Source organism: Clostridium sp. MCC344 (assembly GCF_018785365.1).
Classification (GTDB): Bacteria; Bacillota; Clostridia; order Lachnospirales; family Lachnospiraceae; genus Pilosibacter.
Genome location: NZ_WQPQ01000064.1, coordinates 1 through 2,159, shown reverse-complemented (window position 1 = coordinate 2,159; position 2,159 = coordinate 1). Strand labels below are relative to the sequence as shown.

The following is a 2,159-nucleotide window of genomic DNA, read 5'->3' as shown; positions in this document are numbered from 1 at the left end:
GAAGAAGAACGCAACATGAATACGCTGGTGGAAATGATAAACAGCATGGAAGTCCGGGAGGATGACGAAACCTTCAAAAATGCGGTGGACTATATGTTTGACGGGCTGGAACGCCGCAGCCCCCACCACTTCGCCGTGAGGCAGTATAAGAAATACAAGCTCGCCAGCGGCAAGACAGCCAAAAGCATTTTGATTTCCTGCGGTGCAAGACTGGCTCCCTTTGATATTCCCCAGCTTCGGGAGATCATGTCTTATGACGAGCTGGAGCTTGATAAGCTGGGGGACGAAAAATCGGCGCTGTTCTTCCTTATCAGCGACACGGACACCACCTACAACTTTTTGGTTGCCCTTGCTTTCTCGCAGATGTTCAACCTTCTGTGTGAACGGGCTGACAACACCTATGGCGGGCGTCTGCCCTACCATGTGCGGGTGCTGTGGGACGAGGCTGCCAACACCGGGCAGGTGCCGGGGCTGGAAAAGATTGTGGCCGTCATTCGCTCCCGGGAGATCAGCCTGACGCTCTTTTATCAGGCTATGAGCCAGTGCAAGGCATTGTACAAAGACCATTCCGAAACCATCATGGGAAACATGGACAGCATCGTGTTCCTCGGAGGCCGGGAGGCTTCCACCCTAAAGGATATTTCGGAAAACTGGCTGGGCAAGGCCACCATCTCCATGCAGACCGAGGGCCGAAGCCGTGGACAGTCTGAAAGTTACAGCCAGAATATGCAGCGACTTGGCCGGGAGCTGATGACCACCAGCGAGATCACCACCATGCCCGGGGATAAATGTATCTTGCAGCTTCGGGGGCTCCCGCCTTTTCTATCCCCAAAGTATGACTTGAAAAAGCACCCGAATTACAAGTACACAGCCGAATTTGATAAAAAGAAAAACGCCTTCCGCTTGGAAAGCCTGTTCCGCCACCGGCCATTGAGACTAAAGCCGGAGGACGAATACACGGTGTACGAAGTGGACGGCTCCGACACGGACGAAGAAGCTGACCTGTTGAACTTCGATGATCTGGACAGCGACGAGTTTGTGTAACTTCGGGCCATGATGACCCGAAGCGCCGCCGATGTGGGCGGCTTTTTTTGTACCCAAAACCATCAAACAAACAAAATGGAGGAACGTATATGGAATTTTTCAATCAGGCAATCGACATTCTCAAAATTCTGGTCATGGCTCTTGGCGCCGGTCTGGCGGTATGGGGCGTCATCAACCTTCTGGAAGGTTACGGGTCGGATAACCCTGCGGCAAAATCACAGGGCATTAAGCAGTTTATGGCTAATTAAAGGGAACAAAAAGAAAGGAAAAGCACAATCCAGACGGTATCAGCGGCAGGATACAAGAATAAATTGTGATTACACAAGATTGGTGCTATAATAAGAGAAAAGTTCCTGCCGGGGCAGCCGCCCCGGTGGTATGGGTAGAAAGGCAGGAAAACAATATGCACATCAGCTATAAACCACTCTGGCACACACTGTTAGAGCGTGATATGAGGAAAGAGGATTTAAGGCTTGCCGCTGGTATGACAACGAATATGATTGCCAACATGAGCAAAGAGGGAAAGCACATCAGCATGGACACATTAGCCCGTATCTGTGAAACGCTGAATTGTGAGATTACCGATGTGATTGAGTTAGTACCAGACGAGCCTGCTTCCACAGGAGGTAAGGAACATGAGCGAATTGAAACCAAGAATAACGGAAAACGGAATTGATTATATCCTTGTCGGAGATTACTACATCCCGGACTTGAAACTGTCGGAAGAACGCCGCCCCATCGGAAAGTATGGACGGATGCACCGGGAATATTTAAGAGAAGTCCACCCAGCCAGATTGAACACATTGATACTGACCGGAGAATTGTGGACATATCTTGCAGACCTGAACGAACAGGCACAGGAACGGTTAGACACTATCATGGAGCAGATGAAAGCTGCCGAGGGCGTGACCGAGGACTTGAAGCGTACCCGTCAAATGGAATGGGTGCAGCGGTGCAATAATATCCACAACCGGGCAGAAGAAATTGTTTTGCATGAGATGATTTATTCATAACGGTATGATAGAATGATTATGACAAATCGGAATTTGAGGAGGTGTTCATATGAAGAGAGCATTGCTTTTTATTTTCATGACGGTTTGTGTATTAGGAATGTC

At 49.4% G+C, this 2,159-nt stretch carries 3 protein-coding genes and 1 pseudogene; all 4 read left to right on the top strand.

Features of this window, described 5'->3' with window-relative positions; translation table 11 throughout:
- Positions 1–1,044, top strand: a 1,044-nt coding sequence (locus tag GPK90_RS15070) for a VirD4-like conjugal transfer protein, CD1115 family (RefSeq protein ID WP_215703348.1), incomplete at its 5' end; no start/stop codon positions are given.
- Positions 1,045–1,133: 89 nt separating this feature from the next.
- Positions 1,134–1,286 (top strand): annotated as a pseudogene (locus tag GPK90_RS15065) (Maff2 family mobile element protein); the annotation flags it as partial.
- Between the two features lie 71 nt (positions 1,287–1,357).
- Positions 1,358–1,720 carry a helix-turn-helix domain-containing protein gene (locus GPK90_RS15060; protein WP_307862865.1) on the top strand — a complete coding sequence of 121 codons (363 nt, stop codon included), beginning with the start codon at positions 1,358–1,360 and terminating at the stop codon, positions 1,718–1,720.
- Positions 1,680–2,057 carry a TnpV protein gene (locus tag GPK90_RS15055; protein WP_002595212.1) on the top strand — a complete coding sequence of 126 codons (378 nt, stop codon included), beginning with the start codon at positions 1,680–1,682 and terminating at the stop codon, positions 2,055–2,057. The genes GPK90_RS15060 and GPK90_RS15055 overlap by 41 nt, the downstream gene beginning before the upstream one ends.
- Positions 2,058–2,159 lie beyond the last annotated feature (102 nt).

Coding starts and splice junctions, on each gene's coding strand:
- GPK90_RS15055 (WP_002595212.1), top strand. CDS start 1,680: ATGAGCGAATTGAAACCAAGAATAACGGAAAACGGAATTGATTATATC.